Origin of the sequence: Clostridioides sp. ES-S-0123-01, from assembly GCF_020658415.1 — a bacterium.
Taxonomy (GTDB): Bacteria; Bacillota; Clostridia; order Peptostreptococcales; family Peptostreptococcaceae; genus Clostridioides.
In genome coordinates, this window is sequence record NZ_JACVWD010000003.1 from 318,024 (window position 1) to 341,126 (window position 23,103).

At 28.5% G+C, this 23,103-nt stretch carries 17 protein-coding genes and 1 other annotated feature; of the genes, 13 read left to right on the top strand and 4 right to left on the bottom strand.

What is annotated here, in order from left to right; translation table 11 throughout:
- Positions 1-567 precede the first annotated feature (567 nt).
- Together IC175_RS08475 and helD are read left to right on the top strand one after the other, a co-directional pair.
- Positions 568-1,377, top strand: coding sequence for a MarR family winged helix-turn-helix transcriptional regulator (locus IC175_RS08475; protein ID WP_227483030.1), 810 nt, complete (start codon positions 568-570; stop codon positions 1,375-1,377).
- A 129-nt stretch (positions 1,378-1,506) separates the two neighbouring features.
- On the top strand, positions 1,507-3,750 hold the full coding sequence (gene helD, locus IC175_RS08480; protein WP_227851422.1) for an RNA polymerase recycling motor HelD: 2,244 nt from the start codon (positions 1,507-1,509) through the stop codon (positions 3,748-3,750).
- A 384-nt stretch (positions 3,751-4,134) separates the two neighbouring features.
- Here helD and IC175_RS08485 read toward each other — a convergent pair whose 3' ends face one another.
- Both IC175_RS08485 and IC175_RS08490 read right to left on the bottom strand, forming a co-directional pair.
- A complete protein-coding gene (locus IC175_RS08485) occupies positions 4,135-4,914 on the bottom strand; it encodes a hypothetical protein (protein WP_227851423.1) in 780 nt (259 codons plus the stop codon).
- Positions 4,892-5,389: an RNA polymerase sigma factor gene (locus IC175_RS08490; RefSeq protein ID WP_227433496.1), complete on the bottom strand. Its 498-nt coding sequence runs from the start codon at positions 5,387-5,389 to the stop codon at positions 4,892-4,894. Before IC175_RS08490 ends, IC175_RS08485 begins: the two co-directional genes overlap by 23 nt.
- A 300-nt stretch (positions 5,390-5,689) precedes the next feature.
- On the opposite strand from IC175_RS08490, the gene IC175_RS08495 reads away from it, so the two are divergent.
- The 6 genes from IC175_RS08495 to IC175_RS08520 all read left to right on the top strand — a co-directional run bounded on the left by IC175_RS08495 (position 5,690) and on the right by IC175_RS08520 (position 13,181).
- Positions 5,690-6,280 (top strand): hypothetical protein, encoded by a 591-nt coding sequence (locus IC175_RS08495; protein WP_227851424.1) that lies wholly within the window; start codon positions 5,690-5,692, stop codon positions 6,278-6,280.
- A 415-nt stretch (positions 6,281-6,695) separates the two neighbouring features.
- Positions 6,696-7,703, top strand: coding sequence for a nuclear transport factor 2 family protein (locus IC175_RS08500; RefSeq protein ID WP_227483027.1), 1,008 nt, complete (start codon positions 6,696-6,698; stop codon positions 7,701-7,703).
- 50 nt (positions 7,704-7,753) lie between these two features.
- Entirely contained in the window at positions 7,754-9,052 is a 1,299-nt protein-coding gene (locus IC175_RS08505; protein ID WP_255615831.1) for an ester cyclase, read from the top strand.
- A gap of 137 nt (positions 9,053-9,189) precedes the next feature.
- Entirely contained in the window at positions 9,190-10,464 is a 1,275-nt protein-coding gene (locus IC175_RS08510) for an MFS transporter (RefSeq protein ID WP_227851425.1), read from the top strand.
- 40 nt (positions 10,465-10,504) lie between these two features.
- Positions 10,505-12,103, top strand: a complete 1,599-nt coding sequence (locus tag IC175_RS08515; protein ID WP_227851426.1) for a sodium:solute symporter — start codon at positions 10,505-10,507, stop codon at positions 12,101-12,103.
- Positions 12,104-12,158: 55 nt separating this feature from the next.
- Positions 12,159-13,181, top strand: a complete 1,023-nt coding sequence (locus IC175_RS08520) for a LacI family DNA-binding transcriptional regulator (RefSeq protein ID WP_227851427.1) — start codon at positions 12,159-12,161, stop codon at positions 13,179-13,181.
- 140 nt (positions 13,182-13,321) lie between these two features.
- Here IC175_RS08520 and IC175_RS08525 read toward each other — a convergent pair whose 3' ends face one another.
- Positions 13,322-16,648 carry a cell wall-binding repeat-containing protein gene (locus IC175_RS08525; RefSeq protein ID WP_227851428.1) on the bottom strand — a complete coding sequence of 1,109 codons (3,327 nt, stop codon included), beginning with the start codon at positions 16,646-16,648 and terminating at the stop codon, positions 13,322-13,324.
- 524 nt (positions 16,649-17,172) lie between these two features.
- Entirely contained in the window at positions 17,173-18,576 is a 1,404-nt protein-coding gene (locus IC175_RS08530; RefSeq protein ID WP_227433489.1) for an ATP-dependent metallopeptidase FtsH/Yme1/Tma family protein, read from the bottom strand.
- A 558-nt stretch (positions 18,577-19,134) separates the two neighbouring features.
- Positions 19,135-19,277, top strand: a sequence feature (ribosomal protein L20 leader region).
- 28 nt (positions 19,278-19,305) lie between these two features.
- Between IC175_RS08530 and infC the strand changes: the two genes are divergently transcribed.
- The 5 genes from infC (at position 19,306) to IC175_RS08555 (ending at position 22,610) form a co-directional block, all read left to right on the top strand.
- Positions 19,306-19,815: a translation initiation factor IF-3 gene (infC, locus tag IC175_RS08535; protein WP_227433661.1), complete on the top strand. Its 510-nt coding sequence runs from the start codon at positions 19,306-19,308 to the stop codon at positions 19,813-19,815.
- A 27-nt stretch (positions 19,816-19,842) separates the two neighbouring features.
- Entirely contained in the window at positions 19,843-20,037 is a 195-nt protein-coding gene (gene rpmI / locus IC175_RS08540; RefSeq protein ID WP_003418222.1) for a 50S ribosomal protein L35, read from the top strand.
- A 60-nt stretch (positions 20,038-20,097) separates the two neighbouring features.
- A complete protein-coding gene (gene rplT, locus IC175_RS08545; RefSeq protein WP_227433488.1) occupies positions 20,098-20,454 on the top strand; it encodes a 50S ribosomal protein L20 in 357 nt (118 codons plus the stop codon).
- A 163-nt stretch (positions 20,455-20,617) separates the two neighbouring features.
- Positions 20,618-21,154, top strand: coding sequence for a helix-turn-helix domain-containing protein (locus IC175_RS08550; protein WP_227483023.1), 537 nt, complete (start codon positions 20,618-20,620; stop codon positions 21,152-21,154).
- Positions 21,155-21,692: 538 nt separating this feature from the next.
- On the top strand, positions 21,693-22,610 hold the full coding sequence (locus IC175_RS08555) for an exopolyphosphatase (RefSeq protein ID WP_227483022.1): 918 nt from the start codon (positions 21,693-21,695) through the stop codon (positions 22,608-22,610).
- Positions 22,611-23,103 lie beyond the last annotated feature (493 nt).

Consider the following 23,103-nt stretch of genomic DNA (forward strand, 5'->3'; position numbering starts at 1 on the left):
CTTAATATGGGGGTGAAATTATGAGTGAAAGTACACAAAATAATGTAAAAAAAGATGAAATAGAAAATTTGATAGATAATATAGTAAAGTTAAAATTACTTAAATTATATAGGATAAATTGAATATATTTATGTATAGTTGTAGTGGACTTAAAAGATATTCTTAATAAGTAGAATATAGTACCAATTAGTATAAGATAGTGTTAATTGCTAGAAAGTAGTACTAATAAAATAAGAAAATAGTATTAATGAATAAATAAGAAAATAAAATATATAATTTATTTAGTAACTTTAATAAGGAATAGAGTTTTATTAGCATAGATATTGGATTTTTTAATTTGAAAAATTAAACTTGATTATTTATTTAAAGAGATAATACAAGTATCTTATTATGGTGCTAAAAAATATAAAAAGTGTAATAAAGTGTTAAAATATTTGACAAATCGAAGGCTTGCTCTTATACTCAATACAAGTAAGGTACCTTTTTAAAGGACTTATTCGAAAAAAATCATATAATTAGTAAAATGTATGATTACAAAATTAATAATTAATTTAGGAGGTAAAAATCATGAATGAAACTCAAGATGAAAATTTATTAGAGCAATTTTTTAAAGTACAATCGTTACTACATAAATTTCACCTTCAAAATCATAAATCACATGGTTTTTTTAGAGGAACGCATAGAGGTCAAGGAAGAGTATTATCTATGCTAAAAATAAAACCAGAAATTACTCAAAAAGAACTATCTTATTTGCTTGATATGAGACCTCAATCTTTAGGAGAGTTGCTTTCAAAACTAGAAAATCAAGGATTTATTACTCGTACACCTTCAGAAAAAGACCGTAGAGTAATGGTAGTAAGACTGACATCAAAGGGTATGGATGAAATTAATAAAATTGAGCAGGAAGAAGACCCAACTAATAAAATATTCGATATTTTAGAAAAAGAAGAAAAAAGTATTCTAAGTGATATTCTTACTAAGATTACTAATGAGTTGGAGAGAACTATAAAAAATGATGATAATATTAATTTTGATGGGGCGCATATGGGAGCACACTCAAGACCATATCCTGGTCAACGCTTAAGTTTTAATGGAAGAGAAGGTTTTGGAATGGGGCATATGGGTTCACATCCAAATCCACATGAGGAACCACATCCAAGTTCTCAAGAAGAAAAAGAGTTTTACAATCCACGTATGGAAGCATTTCAAGCTTTTTTTAATAGAGAAGAATTCTTTGAACAAATGACGAAACAGCATCCAGGATTTTTTGAACAGATAGTAAAAGAACATCCAGAGTTTTTCAAGAATAAGGAATTTGATGAGCAGAATGTATCTAAGGATGAAAAGTATAGCGAAAAGGATGTTAATGAAGATTAGAAACTATCTATATTCCCACTATAATTATATCATAAATAAAAAGTTTTTTTAAGACTATGAATATATCCTCATTTCTATATAATTGATATAGCGGATTAAACGTTAATTTCAATTGAGGAGGATTATAATATGAATCTAAATGATTTTGAATTGAATCTTGAAAATGAATGGCTCCAAAAAGTTCTTAAAGAAGCTAACAGACAGCTTGAGGAAAAACGTAGAGAAAAGGATAAACTAAAAAAAGATGCTATAGAAACTCAAAGGGAATTATGGAGTGATTTGGGGGCTATTTCTATTGAAAATGGATTAGAACAACTTTCTGAGTTTATGTCATTTATGGATGTTATGAAGCATCAAAAAAGGAGCCATGAATTTACTGAAAAGCTCAAAGATAAATACGAAAAAATGATTGAATCTCCTTATTTCGGACGAATTGACTTTACTGAAGATAATGAAGTTGATACTCAAAAGTGTTATATTGGGCTATCAAATCTCATTGATGATGATTATGATTTTCTTGTATATGATTGGCGAGCTCCTATTTCAAGTATGTTTTACGACTATGAGATTGGACAAGCAAGTTATGATTGCCCAGAAGGATTAATCTCTGGAGAAATAACTAAGAAAAGACAATATAAAATAAAAGATAGAAAAATTGAGTATATGTTTGACAGCAATCTAAATATTGATGATGATGTCTTACAAGAGCTTTTAGGCAAAAACTCTGATGAGAAAATGAAAACTATAGTTACAACTATTCAAAGAGAGCAAAATCAAGTGATTCGTAATGAAGATTATAAAAACTTAATTGTACAAGGGGCCGCTGGAAGTGGAAAAACATCTATAGCACTTCATAGAATTGCATATTTACTATATAGACATAAGGATAAAATAACATCTAAAAATATAATAATATTTTCTCCAAATAACATATTTAACGATTATATATCAAATGTATTACCACAACTTGGTGAAGATAATATTTGCCAGACCACATTTAAAGACTATATGCATCAAGAATTAGGAAATGATTTTAAAAAAGAAAGTCCATCAGAAATGATGGAGTATATATTTGATAATAATCAAAAAATAACATATAGAGATAGGATAGAAAATATAGAATTTAAAACATCTTCAGAGTTTGTGGATATATTAAAAAAATATATAACTCATCTAGAGACAGAGGATAGATGCTTTGAAGATATTATTGTGAGAGGCAAGTTGATAATTTCATCTAAGGATTTGCAAGATTTGTTTTCCAATGATTATTCAAATCTACCAATCAAGAGAAGATTAGAAAAGATAAAATCAAGAATAATGTTTCTAATTGAACCATATGAAAAAATTTGGGTTGATGAAATATTTAAAGAACTTGAAGAATCTGGAGATTATATAGAAAAAGAAGAAATGATAGAAAAAAGTACTCTTATTGTAAAAGAAAATTTGAAAGAAATCTATTCTAAAGTTTTAAAAATGACAGAGCTAGACTTGATAGACACTTATAAAAATCTATTTGAGAATTTGGAGCTGTTTTTAGATAAAACGAATATTGAGTATGATAAAAATCTTATAGATAATATAAGAACTTATACAATGGATAATTTGAGTGTAAAGAGCCTTTATTATGAGGACCAAATTGCTCTTTTATATTTAAAAGGGGTTCTTGGAGGTATCCCAAATACATCACAAATTAAATATGTAATCATAGATGAAGCACAGGATTACAGTCCATTACAATATGAAATATTTTATAAACTCTTTAATTCTGCAAATATGACTATATTAGGAGATATCAACCAATCAATCAATCCATTTATGAATGTTGGAGATTACAATAATATTCATGATATATTAAAGAATGATACTTGTATAATAAATCTAAGTAAAACCTATCGTTCAACAATGGAAATTACTAGATTTTCAAGAAAACTTCTTACTGAATCTATAAATGATGAATATGTTGAAAGACATGGTGATGAGCCTAAGATAATCGGTTTTAAAGATAAAAATCAACTGAATAAAAAACTTATTGAAGATATAAAAGGTTATAAAAAGAAAAATTATAACTCTGTTGGTATCATAACAAAAACAGTTCGTGAAGCTAGAGAAGTATACGAGTTTTTAAAAGAGAATGATGTTGATGTACAGTGTATAACAAAAGATGATGATGAGTATATAAATGGCGTGTTAATAATGCCTTCATATCTATCTAAAGGGCTTGAATTTGATGTGGTTATTATATATAATGCAAGTAATAAAAATTATAATAATGAAGATGAAAGGTTGCTCCTTTATACTTGTTGTACAAGAGCTCTTCATGTACTAAACATATATTATTTAGATGAGATAAGTTCTTTATTAAAACAATATTAAAGTAAGATTAAAGTAATACTAAAACGATATTAAAACAATATTAAAATAATATTGAAGTAATATTAAAATAATGAAATTTTAACTCTTTTCTAATTTTTTAGGATTATTATATATTTATTATGTACTTGTAATGAATATTTATATGAGTATTTTATGATAAAGTTAAAGCCCTTAAAATTCAAAATAGATGTTTTTTAAGGGCTTTTTTAGTAGTATTATTTAGTTAGAATTTGTATAGCAGTTAAATAGTTAAAATCTGATATAAATTCTAAAAAAAATATTAATATAAAAGAGATGGTTATGTTTACTAATAAATAAATTAAAGTCACAAATAATAGACTCATAAATAATTCAATTGTTAGATATGCTTTATGTTACTTATCTTTATTTTGTATCTATTACTTCATGAGCCATCTCTACTAAATTATTCATAGATAAATTTGAGTCCTGAACTATAAATGAGTAATAAACTCCATTTTGTTTCCAGCTCAAATATTTATATTCATTAACTTCCACATCACCTGACCACTCACTAAATACATATTTACCTGATTTTTCATCAAGTTTATCCTGTTCTGTCATTTTATAACCTTCTGGTACATACTTTTGCTTGAATTCCTCATAAGAAATATTTACATCTTTGTATGTATCTACAACTTTTATATTCTCAGAATCTTTTCCAAGTACATTACTTGATGTTTTAAGAGATATTTCATCATTACCATTTTCATAGGTAAAATCAAGTGCTTTTAATTCGCCTAAAATGTTATCTTCCTTATCAAGTCCTTTTTCATTTATAGTATAAGCTCCTTTAAATTTATATCCATTACTAAATTCAGAAACTATATTAGGGGCAAATTTAAAGTCTTTTTTTACTTGTTCTGTAGTTGGGATAGATGTATAGGTAGCCCTAGTACTTGATTTTCCAATTATACTAGATATCTCTCCTGCAGCAAGAACTGTTGTACCCAAAAGTAGAGTAACAGCAAAAGTTGCAATTAATCCTTTTTTGAATGATAAATTAAATGGTAATTTATGTTTTTTATTATTAATCATTTTATAATTTTCCCCTCTTTCTGGTAGACTATTTAATGTTTTATTTAATCTATTATGAAAGCTTTCTGGAGCTTTCGGAAATGAATTATTTAATTTGTTTTTGTTCATACATTACCTCCACATTTTCTAATTTAGTTTTTAATAATTTTCTACCTCTTGATAATCTGCTTTTTACAGTTCCTTGAGGTATATCTAATATTTCTTTAATCTCATCTATTGAATATCCCTCGATATAATAAAGAACTATTGGAATCTTAATTTTTTTAGATAAACCTTGAATAGCAATATATAAATCACTGTAATCATCATCTTCTTCTACTTTTTTGTTCTTGAGAATTTCTTCAAAGGGTAGAAGGTTAAACTGTTTACGTCTTAATGAATTACATTCATTTATGACTATTCTAATCAACCAAGTCTTAAAATATTGTTGTTCTTTTAGTGAGTCTAATTTTTCATATGCCTTTAAAATAGCATTGTTGACAGCATCCTCACAATCTTGGTCATTTCCTAAAATAGACTTAGATATGCGATACAAAGTCTGTTCTGACTCAAGAATATTATTAATAAATGTAGTTTTATCCAATTGTACTCCTACCTTTCTATGCAAATCGTAGCGCTACTTTTTTGCCTTACACTTATTAGATAAAATTTTACTATAAATGGTTCACTTTTTTTAAATAATTATTTTATTAGTAGGAGTATCCCTAATTTTTTTCATTTTGAAAATAGAAAATAAAAGAAATTGAAGAAAATACAAAGGTACCTTAAAAATAGTGTTGACAAAATTATAAGGTACCTTTATAATTAGAAATAGATAAGGTACCTTAATAAAACTTAAAAAATAAATTAACAGAAAAAATCGAGTTAATTGGGAGGAGTTAATATGAATTATTACAAAGATAAAAGAGAAGGATTTAGAGGATATGGAGGTCCTCATAGACATCCATGGAATCATGTATGTGAAGGGTGCAAAATATTTGAAATGATGTGTCATGAAGGCTTTGGAGCAAGAGGATACAAGCAATTTCATGAACATGCAGGATGCAGAGGCAATGAAGGATTTGGACCAAGAGGATACGGAGGAGGTCATGGCAATAGAGAATATAGAGGTCATGAAGAATTTGCGCCAAGAGGATACGAAGGAGGTCATGGCAATAGAGAATATAGAGGTCATGAAGGATTTGCACCAAGTGGTCATGAAAGAACTTACAGAGAATTTAAAGAAAATGAAGAATTTGATGCTAAAAATTATCAAGAAAACAATGAATATCAGAAATGTGGAAGATTTGAAAACCAAAATGTAGATGAAAAAATAGTGTCTGAAAATAAATCAGATACTGAGAAAAATAATATAAAAGAATATGAAAAAATTTATGAATCTAAAACAGCAACTGATGAACAAGTAGAAGAGGTTAATAAAAATAATACTAAAGAAGAAATTAAAGGTGAAAAAAAAGATACTGATAAAAAATAGGGTTAGAAATTCAATAAATAAACAATTAAATTAAAGGTTAAAAAATAAATATCAGAATACAAATAAAAACATATTATTGACTAAATCAAAAAGGTGATAGCTTTAAAAAGACTGTCACCTTTATTTTTTTATAGTTGTTTATTGGTGCAAGTATTTCAATAAATATGGGAGATAAAGATTAGTTTTATTAGGAATGATTAAAAACATATAAATTTGAGTAGATATAAGTTACAATTTACATTTTTATGATAACATTTTCTTTACAATTTTTTAGATATATGTTAATATTTAGAAAAATGCATATGTATTCATAAAATAGCCTTAAAATAGATAAAAAGGCTATAAAAAAGAAAACGTATGCAATGACAAGTCAATAAAGTTAGATTATACTTTATAAATTTGGGAGGATATAATCATGGGAAAATATCAAGAATCAAAAAGAGTTGTAAGAAATTACTTTGAAGCATTAGAAAATGCCAATGGAGATGAAATTAAAAAAATTTTAAAACAGCACATGAAGTCAGATTATGACTGGAGAGGCGTATATCCATTTCGTGAACAAAAAGGAGTTGAAAATGTAGCAGATATATTTTGGAAGCCTTTAAAGCATTCATTGAGTAATATGCAAAGACGACAAGATATCTTCATTGCAGGTACTAATGAAATTGATAACAGTGAGTGGGTAATGAGTATGGGTCATTTTATGGGACTTTTTGATAATGATTGGCTTGGGATTAAGCATACTCGCAAGATGATTAGCTTAAGATATGCGGAATTTAACTGTGTGAAGGATGGTAGAATTTCCAAAACTGGATTATTTGTAGATATAATTGGATTTATGATTCAGGCAGGTGTCAATCCATTGCCACCACAAACAGGTTCATATTTTGTATATCCAGGACCAATTGACCATAATGGATTACTTTTTGAAGATGCAGATGAAGTAGAGGGGGTTAAGACTTTAGCATTAGTCAATAAAATGGTAGATGATTTGTCTGAACTAAATGACAGTGGTTCTATGGGATGCCCACCAGAGATACTTGAAAAATCATGGGCTAAAGATATGATTTGGTATGGACCAGGGGGGATTGGAGCTTCTTATACTATACCTAGATATCAAGAACAACATCAATTGCCATTTAGAAATAATTTAAAAGGAAAGACTTTTAATGGACATGTATGTAGATTCGCAGAAGGTAATTTTGCTTGTTTCTTTGGATGGCCTAACTTAAGCAATATCCCATGTGGAGGATTTTTAGGATTGCCAGGTGGAGAGGTTAAGGCAGATATGCAAGTCGTTGATGTTTACTATCGTAAAGGAGATAAACTTAAAGAAAATTGGGTGTTGATTGATATTCCATACTGGTTAAAACAACAAGGTCTTGATATTCTTGAAAGAACTAAAAGTATTTTTAATGTTTAATTTTTAATAATTAATTTTGAATACGTATTCAAGAAAGGAGATAATGTAAATTGAAGTATATTGATAAAAATGATGTAAGAGAAAAAGATAAAGAAAAAGCAAAAGCAAAAGAAGTTGATATAAATGAGATTAAATTAAGTAATGTTGAAGTAAATAAAGCTAATAATGTTGAAGTAAATAAAGCTAATATAGATAAAATCAATGAGAATAATACTATTAAAAAAGCTGAAGAAATTACATTGAAGGGAGAAACAAATATGGAGTCTACAAAAATTTACTATGGAGATTCACTAGAAGTAACACCTGTTGGAGTAATGGATTATAATGATTTTTCAAATCAAACAAAAAGGGAGCAGAAGTTACCTGGATTTGATTCCAAATATAGAGATTTTGTAGACTATATTATGAAAATTACACATAATATTTGGGAAGAAAAAGGTATTGGAGTTATTTATGATACATATCACAATAATGTAACAATGCACTGTGGTTCTTCTAATTTAGTTGGTATAAAAGATGTTATTTCGAATACTCTTCAAACTTTACATGCGTTTCCAGATAGAAGGCTGATTGGTCAAAATGTAATATGGTCTAATTTTGGTGCTGATGGTTTTTTGTCTTCTCATCGTGTTTTGTCTACGGCAACTAATTTAGGTGACAGTAATTTTGCTCCAGCAACTGGAAAAAAGATAAATTTTAGAACTGTAATTGATTGTGCTACTACGAATAATAGAATCCATGAAGAATGGCTAGTTAGAGATAATCTATGGATTGTTACTCAGTTAGGGTTAAATCCTCAAGAAGTGGCAAAAAATATGGCAAAGGCAAGTGCATCTAAAGTATTGAGTTTACAATCAACTTATGGTATTTGTGAGTCTATGGATGGTCAATTTATGCCAGCAAAGTATCAAGCTAAAGATGATTCTGTTGGTGAAATGATGCTTGAGATGACAAGTCGTATTTACAATTATAAATATATAAATGAAGTTAAAAAGTACTATCACGATAATGCAGTAGTACATTTCATATGTGATAAAGATTTAAATGGGTATGATGAGATTCAAGGAATGATTGTAAGTTTACTTGCTTCAATTCCAAATGGCAGTTATGAAGTAGAAAGAGTAACTTGTAATCAAAAGGAAAAAAATGAAGGATATGATGTATCTGTGAGATGGAGACTACGTGGAATAAATGAAGGCATTGGATTTTTTGGACAACCTTCTGGTAAGCATGTAGAGGCAATGGGAATTAATCATTATCATGTACTACAAGGTAAGGTAAAGGAAGAATGGATGACTTTTGATGGTATGGATGTTTTGAAGCAGATGTACATGGGTGTAGAAGAGTAAGATAGTTTAGAGTATAAATATTTTTAGAAATTATATAATAAGTATTCTTGTTATATAATTTAAGCAAGAAATATGTATGAAAAGTAAAAATTTAAAGTTTTAGCAATAGTATGCTTAATAGTAAGGGAGGGGTAATTATGAATAATATGAAAACAACAGATGTGATAGAAAATAATATTATACTAGGAAAAGATTATTCAAATCTAAAAAGGGGAATTGCATTTTTTTCGATTGCTTTAATATACTTTTTCTATTGCTATAACTTTATGGTAGGTACCTTTATTAAACCAACAATGATTTATACTTTGGCAGAAGGTGGATTTGGGTTTTCATTAAAACAGACAGAAGAAATATTTGCTGTCATGTCCTTTGGTACAATTCCAGGTACATTCATTTTTGGAGTAATTTCTACAAAGCTTGGTAAAAAGAAAACTTTAATTAGTGTAGCTTTATTAATTGGGTTGACGACTTTTATTCCAATGTTATCTCCTACAAATATTATATTGTGGAAAATTGCACGTTTATGCACAGGGGTAGTATTGGGTGGTGTATTTGGAACAGCTATGCCTCTAGTTGCAGATATGTTTCCAAGCAAATATCGTGGTAAGTTAGCTGCTGTATTAACTGCATTATTTTCACTAGCTATGATTTTTGGTGGGAAAGTGTATGGATTTTTAGGTGATGCAAATTGGCAAATATTAATGTATACTGCGATTATACCACCTATAGTTGGAGCTATTTTGGCATTTTTCTTTGTACCAGATGATTCAGAGTATACAAGAGAATTAGTTAAAAAAGGAAAAGAAACAGGTGAAAAAATTAGCTATGTAAGTATGTATAAGGGGAAATATTTGTGGATTGGACTAGGAACAATTATTTTATCAGGTGCTAACTTCACAGCATACTCAGCATTTTCAAACAATGCAACTACATATTTGGTAACAGGGATAGGAATGACAGCAGCAGTAGCAGGTTCTATATATAGTTTACAAGGAATTGGGCAGTTAGTAGGATATTTATTTTGGGGTTCAATAGCAGATAAATTTGGAAGAAAAGTACCTTTTATAGGGATGGCATTAGCAGCAGTATTTGTATTTATATATACAAAACTAGGAGGAAATAATACAACAGCATTTTATATGATATCAGTATTATTAGGAATTGCTGTTGGGTATTCTGGAGCATGGGGAGCATACTATACAGAGTTATTCCCAAGTAAATATCGTTCATTGTCCTCTGGAATGTCATTTAATGGAGGAAGAATTATATCTACATTTGCAATTCCTGCAATAGCTGGTACAGCTTCTGGTGCTTTAGGTATGACAACTATTTTTTATATATCAACAGCAGTATTTGTAGCAGGTGCTATTGTATGGCTGTTCTTACCAGAAACATTAAACAAGAAAGAGTAGAATTCTAAGAACTATTTTGTTGGTTAGAAAGGGGTGGCTTATGATTTCAGTAATCGATGTGTGTATTATAGTAGGATATTTGCTGTTAATGTTGGTTATTGGTTATTATTCAGGAAAAGATAATAAAAATCAAGAAGATTATTTCTTAGCAGGTAGGTCAATGCCATGGATTCCAATAGCTTTGTCAGTTGCTGCTACTATGATTAGTGCTAATGGATTTATAGGGGGGCCTGGATGGGCATATATGGATGGAATGTATCCAGTAATGGTTAACATTACAGTCCCTTTAGCAATATTTTTTGCACTGAGCATTACCACCCCAGTTATTTATAGATTAAAAATAACATCTGTATATGAATATATGGGACTTCGTTTAGGCAATTATTCAAGGGGCTTAACTATTATTCAATTTTTTATCAATTCATTGATTCAAGCGAGTTCTATGGTGTATATACCAGTACTTATTATTCAAATAATCACTGGTTGGTCACTTTATATTTTGGTTCCAATAGTTGTATGTGTAGCAATTATATATACACTACTAGGGGGAATTAAAGCAGTTATATGGACTGATAGTATTCAAATGTTAGTAGTAATAGGTGCTGTATTTATAGTAAGTATGACAGCACTAAAAGGAATGAATCTTGGCTTTTTTGATACATTGCAAATTGCACAACAGAGTGGTAAATTAAATACATTTGATTTTAATATGGATGTTTCAATTACAAATACTTTTTGGGCTACTCTGATTGGCGGAACTGTAATGTGGATAAGATATTTCTGCTTTGACCAATCTCAAGTTCAAAGAGTTTTGACATCTAAATCTTTAAAAGGAGCCAAAAATTCTTTTGTAGTTAGTGCATTTGTTATGAATTTAGCTTACTATTTTATGTTATTAGTAGGAGTGATTTTATTTGTTTATTATAAGGGAAGGACATTTGAAACTTCAAATGAAATAATGATTACTTTTATTTTGAATGAACTTCCAGTAGGGGCAATTGGAATTATTATTGCTGGTGTATTTGCAGCGGCGATGTCTAGTATTGACTCTATATTAAATAGTATGACAACTGTTTTTACAAAGGATATTTATGAGTTTTATTTTAAAAAAGATAATGAGGAATCGTCATTAAAAGTCACGATGATTATAACAATGATTATAGGTATTGTTATGACATGTTTTATTATTATGGGATTTGGAGGAAGCATCAAATCAATTCTTGACCTTGTTGGTAACTATATTTCATATTTTGCTGGTCCAGCTACTGGTGCATTTATATTGGCTATGTTTACATACAAAGCTCATGATAAAGGGGTATCTATTGGTTTTATCATAGGATTAGTTTTAGGATTTTTTATTTCTAATAAATATAATGTGAGTTGGTTGTGGAATCCAGCAATAGGTGCTACAATAACATTAATATTTGGATATATTTTTAGTATCATTTTAAAGAATAATCATAATATAGAAGATATTAAAAAATATACTGTATTTGGTATGAGAAAAGAACTTATTTCACAAGGAATAGATAAAGTAGATGGAGTGTCTGTATTGCCATTTTCTTTAGGTAAACAAGAGTTAATTGTGTTAGTTTTTTTCGTTGTCCAATATATAATCTTATTTTTAATACAATTTTAATGAGAAATGCAAGATGTTTAAAAAGAAATACAAGATGTTTAAGGAGAAATACTAAATGAATCAAAAGAAAGTTCATTATAATAAATCGGCTACTTCAAAAGATGTTGCAAAATTAGCAGGAGTATCGCAGTCATCAGTTTCAAGGGCATTTGGTAGTGCAAATGGAAAAGGTGTAAAACCTGAAGTGAGAGAAAAAATTTTCCGTGTAGCAGATGAAATTGGATATGTTCCCAATTTAGTTGCAAGAGGAATGATTAGTGGCAAAACAAATGTTATAGGATTGATAGTTGGTGATAATCTAGGTCCGTTTTACAACAGAATTATTAACTTATTCGTGGAAAAGATTCAAGAAATAGGTAAACAGTGTCTTGTTTTTAAGGTTCCTAGACAAGAAAGAATAGATAATATAATTTCAAGAGTAATTCAGTTTCAAGTGGAAGCTGTGATTATTACAGCTTCAGCTATGAATAAGGTAATGGCTGAGACATGTGAAGAAAATAATATTCCTGTGATTCTTTTTAATCGTTTTATACCAGGTATAAAAATAAGTACAGTTTATGTAGACCCAATTGAAGGTGGAGGAATGGCTGCTGAATACCTAATTGATAGGGGACATAAAAATATAGGATACATTCAATTTACAAGAGAAACAAGTGAGGAAATGGAAAAGAAAATTGGATTTTATTCTAAATTAAGACAAAATGGAATTCACAATCTTAAAGAAGAATCTGCAAATTATGATTATGATTCTGGATATGAAGCTGGAAAGAGAATGTTAGCATTATCAAGTCCTCCAACAGCAATTTTTTGTACAAGTGATTTGATAGCTATGGGTGTAATGGATGCTGCAAGATTTGAGTATAAATTGAAGATACCAGAGGATTTATCAGTAATGGGATATGATGATATTCAGATGGCTTCATGGAAAAGTTATAGTTTAACAACGATTAGACAACCATTAGACTTATTAATTGGAAAAACGATTAATATACTTAAAATCTTATTAGAAGAAGATGGTTGTGAGCCAGTAGTTGAAATGCTTAAGCCTGAATTAATTAAAAGAGATTCTACCATTTAGGATAAAATTATATTAAAGATATACTAATAATACTGTATAAACAAGAAAAGTATTCTTCAAATTCAAAATGAAGAATACTTTCTTGAATACTTGTGATTAATTTAGTAAACCTATATTTATAGTATATTTTTTTGTTTATATTATTTGTTTAATAAAAGTCTCAATTTATTAAGTACAGATAATTTTATGCCACCACCTACTTGATATACTTTTTCTGAGTTTTTTTTATCTAATATATTTTCTTGCTCTTTATTTAAACTACTTGTGGCTATTACAACTGGCATATTTTCCTTTGAGGCAAATGGACCTACTGATAAAGCATCAATCAGATTATTTTCCTTAGCTAATATCACCCCATTTATGCTATTATCTTTATAGAAACGTTCAATAACATGGGCATTAGTTTCTTGTCTGTCATTTCCAGCAATTCTATTTTTTGATACATCATTTGAAGTTACATTATTAATTTGTTCTATAGCTTTTTGAGAGATTTTAGTTTCCCCACCTATAAAGTAAGAAGTTTTTATTTTTTTAGATTTAATATAATCATATGTATCTTTATCTAAACCATCTTTTTGTGTAAGTATTATAGGAGAGTTATTTTTTCCTGCTACTGATGAAATAGAGAGTGCATCAGCTTCTCCATCTCCAGCACTTACATATATTGTATCAATATTGTTATTACCAGACATTTCTTTAGCTATATTTAAAGACGTTTCATATCTTGATTTCCCACCTATTCTTTTTACATTCATAGATTTATTAACACCTTTTAGTTGGTTAACAACTGAATTGGATATTGAAGCTTCACCACCTACAACTATTACATTAGATGCTTTTAATCTTTTAATTTCATCCATTGTTGATTTATCTACATTATTTCCATTAGAAAGTAACATTGGTGCATTTTTTGTATTTGCAAGTGGAGTAGACGATAATCCATCTACTAAGTGCTTATCAGTACCGTTTACAAGTATTACAGTATTTGAAGTTTTCCAGCCTTCTTTAGATACTTTTACTGCTGTTTCGAATCTGTCATCTCCAGTCATTTTTTTAGATTTTACATTAGTGTCTAGATTATCCCATAAATTTACTCTATCCTCAGGAGCTACATACATACCATCATTCTTTGTTATATTATACGTTTTATAGAATTCTTCGAAATTTGATAAGACACGATTTACTCTTAAAGTATTTGGACTATGCTCATCTCCTGTAGAGTTCTTTGCATATTCTTTTGTGTATAATCTAGTATATGACTTTGCATAACTCTTGAAGAACTTATCATAATTTGGATTTTCCATCTTTGATAAAATTCCCAAGGCTGCTCCTACACCACCTATATCTGCAATATTTTCACCTAAACTTATCTTACCATTTGCTTTTACACCTGGAGCTATTTCCCATCCATCATAGAAATTAACTACATCATTACAACGTTCTTGAAATTCTCTGTAATCATCCTTAGTCCACCAATCATGTTCTTTCCCACTTGAATCATATTTGGCTCCACTGTTGTCAAATGCATGAGAAATTTCATGACCTATTATTGCACCTATTGCACCTAGATTTTCTTCTCTTGATGCATTTGGGTCATATAAAGGTGCTTGTAAAATACCTGCTGGGAAAGTCATTGCATTATCATACATTCCATACACTGCATTTACAGTAAATGTTGCTAAATTAAATCTATCTTTTGGTACTACCTTACCTGTATCTTCAGCATCCTTTTTTAGACGTGCAAGTTTAAAAGCAGTTATATTATCAAAATAATTTCCACCATTTTCTTTACCTTTAATGTCTACATTTTCTGTATCAGATTCCCATTTATCAGGATAGCCAACTACAAATGTCATTTTATCAAGTTTTTTTATAGCTTCTTTTTTGGTAGATTCACTCATCCAGTCAAGTTTTTTAATTCTTTCTTTATATAATTCTACAAAAGATTTAATCATATCTTCAATATCTTTCTTTGATTTTTCAGGAAAATATTTCTCTACAAATAATTTTCCAAGATATGAATTGAACCTTTCTGATGTTAATACTGATGCATCTTTTTCAGTTATTTTACTTTGTGAAGCATCTGCACCAGGATTAAAATTTTCAGCCCAAACATTTAGATATTTTTGGTCTAAAAATTGCGCATTTTCTTCAGAAAGTTTTATTTTAAAAAGTGTTTTTAAAACTTCTAAATTGTTATTAGTGTATGCCTTATTAAATAGTTCTAAATCTTTTGGATTCATTAGCTTGATTTCTTTAGGAAGATTACTATATCCAGAAACAGTAAGCATTTTAGACAACTCTAAGTTTGGCATTTTTTCTTCCATCTCTTTTAAAGTCATCCTCTTATCAATATTTTCTTCACCTCCAGATACTTTTTTTACAAAGTTTATATACTCATCAACATGCTTACTAGCTTGTGCTTCACTTTCTCCACTTAAAATTAACAGTTTTTTAAAAAATGTTTTACTATTTTCTATTACTTCATCATTTGAATAGGAGCTAAATAAATGTGTATCAGCTATTGTTCCTATATATAAAGCATATTTTGCTTCACCTACATTGTCTTGCATTAAAGAAAGAGTAATCAAACCACCAGTTCCTATTTCTTCAAGTGATTTTTTTTGAATATCGCTAAGTTCTTTTACATTCTTTGCTTTATCTATAGCATCAAGATATTTTTTTATTGGTTTATTTCCAAGTTCATTTCTGCTTTTCATGTCTAGTATATTAAGATAGAAATCTTTAATCTTTTGCTCTTCACTACCTTTTTTATGATTCCCTTCTACTATCTTTTTAATAATAGCATTAATTTTTTTTGTGTTCTCATTTTCAATATCAACATAACCACCAGATACTGCTTCGTCACTTGGAAGCTTTGATTCTTCCAAAGACTTTTTATTTACAAAATTATAAAAATCATCTTTTGGATTGCTACCTTTAAATGCCCAGATACGTCTAACCATAGTATCAACTTCTCCTACAGTCATAACATCACTACCATGAAGTTTTTTGTCTTTAGTGTTAACCATAACTCCACCCTTTATTAAGTTATCTATATGAGACTTAGCAGAAACAGGGATATCTGTAAAACTTACATTTTTATCTGCCACTCTTTCATTTTGACCTTTTGGAGCTGATAAAGTTCCAAAAGCTCTACTTATCATGATAAGACCATCTAGTCTATTAACTTTTTGATTTTCTTTCTTTTCGTATCCAGACAGGATTTTCTTTTTATCTATATTAGAATTATATGATTTAGCTGATTGTAAAAGAAAATCAGCTAGTTGACTATATGTAGTACTACTAGTTTTAATTTCTTCTCTACTTTTAGATTGTGTTGTTTTTTCTGACTTTTCTATATTAGTATTACCTTGAGCAGTTTCTTGTGCCTGAGCAACTCCTGTAACTAGTGTAGTCATAACCATTCCTGTAGATATAATTCTTGCATTTAATTTTTTATTCATGATATTTCCCCCTTTTTATATGTATTATTTATGTGTTTAACATTTAAAATTTACTTTTTATTAGTGTCTTATATATTAGTCTATTGGTATTTATATACAAAACAATATCATAGTAATGTTAATCTTATGTTTACAGGAAGATAGCATTTATTATTAAGCATATAAATAAAAAGAGACAATCTATAAATGATTCTTAAAATCAGATAAGAGATTGTCATGTTTACATTAAGAGATTATCATATTTACATAAGGATAAAGTTGTGTAGTTTTAATATACAAAAATCTAATTGCTATAGATGTAACTGATAAAGACAAATCACAAATATAGGATTTTGAAGAAAGAATAGAGTAGTCAGAGGCTATAAAATTAATGAAGAGGCTGTAGGTAAATTTGTTTTTACACAAATCTATCTACAGCCTCAAGACATATCATCTTAAAGTATTTTGGTACATTTTAAATATTGAAATTCTTTTTAAGATTAATTATTAATTTTAATGTAAGAATTATTTAAAATACTATCAAATTAATTTACAGCTTCTTTTCCTATTAAATCTTTTAATTCTTCATGAGTCATAGTTTCTTTTTCAAATAGGAATTTAGAAACAGAATGTAAATCTTCAAGATTATCCTTTAACATCTCTAAAGTTTCCTTATAACAACTTTCAACTATACGATTAGCTTCTTTTTGAATTTTATCACATAAGAAAGTCTTATCATTTCCATCAATAGTCATAAATCCTAAGTTACTCATACCATACTCACAAACCATTTGGTTAGCTATCTCAGTAACTTTCTTTAAGTCATCCTTTGCTCCCGTAGATTTATGATTAAATATTAATTCTTCTGATGCTTTTCCAGCAAGTAATATTTTTATTTTTCCAATCAGTTCATCTCTAGTATAAATATATCTATCTTCATCAGGTAATTGAAGAACATAACCTAATGCTTGTCCTCTAGGTACTATAGATATTTTTTGTATAGGACAAATTCCAACGATATCACTTACAAGAGCATGTCCAGCCTCATGATAAGCTACTATCTTTTTCTCTTTTTCAACTAATGAAGAGTTTTTAGATTCTAATCCTGCAATAACTCTTTCAAGTGCTTTGTCGAAGTGTTCTGCTGTAATATATTCACTGTCATCTCTAACTGCAAATATAGCTGCTTCATTTGCTATATTTGAAAGATGGGCTCCGTTGAAACCGTGAGTTTTTTTAGCTAAAAGTTCTAGATTTACAGATTTGTCTATAGGCTTGTCATCTGTATGTACCTTTAGAATTTCAAATCTAGTGTGATAATTTGGTGCACCTATATGAATGTGTCTGTCAAATCTTCCTGGTCTAAGTAAAGCTTCATCTAATAAGTCAAGTCTATTGGTAGCACCTATTATTAATACATTGGAGTCTTTATTAAATCCATCCATTTCAACTAAAAGTTGGTTTAACGTTTGGTCTTTCTCATTGTTACTTTCAAGATGTCTTTTTGCTCCTACAGCATCTATTTCGTCTATAAATATTATACTTGGAGCTTCTTTTCTAGCTTTTTCAAATAGAGTTCTTACCCTTTTTGCTCCTACACCTACGTATTTTTCAACGAACTCAGAACCTGTAACATTGAAAAATGATGAGTTTGTTTCACCAGCTACAGCAGATGCAAGTAATGTTTTTCCTGTTCCTGGAGGACCATAAAATAATACCCCTTTAGGTATTTTTGCACCCATTTTTTGATACTTTTGTGGAGACTTCATAAAATCAACTATTTCAAATAGTTCTTCTTTTACTTCATCTAATCCAGCTACATCTCTAAATGTAGTTTTTGGTTTTGTAGAAAGCGAATCATCTGTTTGATTTTCTCTTTCCATTTTTGTCTGTGCAAAGACAGGAACTGGATTGTTAATTTTTTTAAAAAAGTTGTTTAGCATTTTCATATTCACACCTCAGGTAATTAATTATTGTTAATCAATTTTATATTTTCCATATTTACTATTTTTTATTATTTATTTTTTATGGAAAAAATATACATGCAATCTAAATAAAAATAAATTCATAAATTTAATTGAAAAAAGTCATTTATGAATATGTGCAAATTAACTTTATATACTAAAAAAATACGACAAATCAAGATAAAATTGAAATGATGAAAAAACCATAATATAGATATTAAAGGATGTAAAGTAAAGTATTCAGTATAAAATTGGCTAAAGAAGTGTTTTTAGGTATTTACTATATAGAGTAGTAGGATAATAAAAGATTTTAAAGTTGAAGTTTGAATTTTTTTAATTAAATTTTGAAAAATAAGAGCAAAATAAATAGTACAAGCATATAATAAGTATTAGGAAGAAATAATTAAATGCAAATACTATGTACCTTATAATAAATATATGTAGGTTTAAATAAAAAAGCAGTTAATTTAGTAAAAATTTATTAAACTTAAAAAAATAGTTGCAAAAAATTTGATAAAATGATATAGTAGATAGGGTAAGAATAAAACAAAGAAGAAGTCCGCTTCTCACCTTACGCCGATGGTTAGTAAGGTAAATATAAGTTAAAGCTTAATAGTAATTTAAGCTTGTTTAAATTTGGTAACTTATATTGCGGATGATTATGTCATCCGCTTTTTATTTTATATTTTATAAAAATTTTGGAGGTGTCCTACAATTAGCAAAGAATTAGCAATCAATGAACAAATAAAAGACAAGGAAATAAGAGTCCTTTCACCTACAGGTGAACAACTTGGAGTAATGCCTACTAAAGAAGCTCAAGCAATGGCTACTAGTAAAAACTTAGATTTAGTTCAAATCTCGCCAAATGCAAATCCACCAGTGTGTAAGATAATGGATTATGGAAAGTTTAGATATGAGCAAGCGAGAAAAGATAAAGAAGCTAAGAAAAAACAAAAGACTATAGTTGTAAAAGAAGTAAGACTTAGACCAGGTATTGAACAAAATGATTTAAATACGAAAGCTAATAATGCTATAAAATTCCTTAAAAAAGGGGATAAAGTCAAAGTTGAACTTAGATTTAGAGGTAGAGAACTAGGACATAAAGATATAGGTAGAGAAGTTATGTTAAAGTTTTTAGAGATAATAAAAGAGTTTGGAGAACCAACAAAAGCCCCTGCATTTGAGGGTAATAATATGGTTGTAATTATAGATCCAAAAAAATAGATGATTAACTGAGAGGAGGAATTTGTCATGCCTAAAATGAAAACTCATAGAGGTGCAGCAAAGAGATTAAAGAAAACAGGAACAGGAAAGTTAAAGAGAGCTAAAGCTTATAAAAAACATATATTAACTAAAAAATCTGCAAAAACTAAGATGAACTTAAGAAAATCAACTCTAGTAAGTGATGGAGATGCTAAGAGAATAGCACAATTATTACCATACTAGGATAGGATACGGATTATAAACAATAACTATAGAAGAGGGATATAAAAGGAGGTCATAACGATGGCAAGAGTTAAAAAAGCTATGAACGCTCGTAAGAAGCATAAAAAAATATTAAAACTTGCAAAAGGATTCAGAGGATCTAGAAGCAAATTATATAGACCAGCAAATACATTCGTAATGAAGGCATTAAAAAATGCTTATATAGGAAGAAAGTTAAAGAAAAGAGACTTCAGAAAACTTTGGATACAAAGAATAAATGCAGCAGCTAGAATGAATGGAATATCTTATTCAAGATTAATGAATGGATTAAAATTATCTGGTATTGAAGTTAACAGAAAAATGTTATCTGAAATGGCTATACAAGATCCAGATGGATTTGCTAAATTAGCAGAAGTTGCTAAAGCAAAATTAGCTTAGTATTAAATCATGATAAAAAAAGTCCTTGAATTATTTAAATAATTCAAGGGCTTTTTTTATTTTTTGAATATTATTTGTTTATATAAAATTTTTAATAAACTTGATTAAATATTATCAATATAATAATATTATCTTATTAATAATAATGAGGAGGTAGTATAATATGAATGATAAACTTATGGATTGCTTCATAAATCCAGTTAAATGCAAGTTGTTACTTGAGATTTATTCAAATAAGCAAACTACAGCAAAGCAATTAGCAGAGAAGTTTAAGGATATATCACAAGCTACACTTTATCGTTATCTTGATAAAATGTTAAAGGATAATATTCTAAAGGTAGTTGAAGAAAATAAAATACGAGGAACTGTTGAAAAGGTATATGCTGTTAAGTCAGATATTGATGATGATGCAAAAAAAATGATAAATGAAAACTCAGCAGAAGCATATGTACAGCTGTTTACTCAATATATGATGGCATTTATGAAGGAGTTTTATGATTATGCTAAAAGAGAAGAAAAAGATATTTTAAAGGATGGCTCTGTTTTTTCTGTCTGTCCAATATATGCGAATCTAGAAGAAATAACTGAAGCAGCTAGAAAGATCGGTGATATACTAGAACCTTTAAGAAATAACTCATCAGGAGAAGGACGCAAAATGCACTCTATAGGATTAATAATTGCACCTCCTAAAGAAGAATAAAGTAAAATTGTTGAAGTGCAGTGTAAACAATATATAAGCTAGTATGATTAAATAAAATATTGAGGGTAGTTTTAAAATAAAGATAGCAGTTTGATTTCTATATCAAATTTCTATTTTTATTTTAGCATGTTAAACTTTACATAAGTGATAAGTGATAAGTGATAAGTGATAAGTGATAAGTGATAAGTGATAAGTGATAAGTGATATTTTTATGTTAATTTATAAAATTTATATGATGAATTGATATAACGTGATATAGGTTATATTTAAGACTACAACAAAATATAAGTATATTCATAGTAATATAAGTATTTTATTTTGATTTAATTTTGGCTGTTAGGCAAGTTATAACTATATTCTTAGTAAAAGACAATGTTGTACTTTAGATAATAAATAAAGCTATTTATAGTCCCAAAAATAAGTTTTGTTAGTATATATTGAAATGTATATCAAGCTGACATGTAAAGTGATATTATATATTTAAGGAAAAAATTACAATATCTATAGGCATATATTTAAAGCAAAGGGGTTGAAACATATGAGATTGATTACACGTTCTGATTTTGATGGATTAGTTTGTGGTGCATTATTAAAAGAAGCAGGTATTATTGATGATTGGAAATTTGCTCATCCTAAGGATTTACAAGATGGGTTGGTTGAGGTGACAGAAAATGATTGTCTTGCCAATGTACCATTTGTAGAAGGGTGTGGTCTTTGGTTTGACCATCATTCTAGTGAATTTGAGAGAAATGAGCTTAAAGGAAGGTATAAAGGCGAAAGTCGTATTGCTCCTTCTTGTGCAAGAATTATTTATGAGTATTATGGTGGAAATGAAAAATTTTCTCATTTTAATGAAATGTTAGAAGCAGTAGACAAAGTTGATTCTGGAAATCTTACTATAGAAGAGGTACAAAATCCAACTGGATGGATTTTAATTGGTTATCTTATGGACCCAAGAACAGGGTTGGGGCGTTGGAGAAACTTTACTATATCTAACTATCAATTGATGGAAAAGTTAATTGATGCATGTAGAACTTTAGATACAGAAGAAATTTTAAATCTGTCAGATGTAAAGGAACGTATAGAAGTTTATTTTGAACAAACAGATAAATTTAAAGAAATGGTTGCTAAATACACACGTACAGAAGGAGATGTTATTATTTCTGATTTACGTGGAGTAGAGCCAATTTATACAGGTAATCGTTTCATGATTTACAGTATGTATCCAGAACAAAATATTTCTGCTTGGATTGTAAATGGAAAAGGTGGGAAAGGGTGTTCTGTAGCTGTAGGATATAGTATTTTAAATAGAACTTCAAATGTTGATGTTGGTAGTCTAATGCTTAAGTATGGCGGTGGAGGTCACAAAGCTGTTGGGACTTGCCAATTTAATGATGAACAAATAGACGAGTTACTTCCAATGTTGCTTGATGAACTTATAAATCCTAAGAAGTAATGGTCTAATTTATAAAGGATAGTATAAATAAAATAGAATTTCATTGTACCTTTTAACATAAGAAATTGAAGTGGTACAATGAAGTTCCTATAAGCATGCATATTGAGGATGCTTACATATGCAACAATCATATCTGAGGATATAAAATTACTTTGTATTTCTATATTTTGAATATAAGATAAAATATACATAATACAGTCAAAAATACACAAGTCCCTTTATCAATTTTACAACTATTCTGGTTACTTAACTGTTCAAATAATATTTTATACTCGATTTTCTCCATATATTTTAATATCGCTACAATCTCATCATAGCTATCTGTGTTAAATAAAAGTTTGTTATTTGAAGTATCTATTTAAAGTTTTCTAATAGTATATTTAAATATATTATTAAGTATGTTTAAATACCATGACATAAGAAATGAAATGTATATCTTTAAATTATAGATATATTTACAGGTAATAATCTACTAGTCCAATGAATGTTGCTC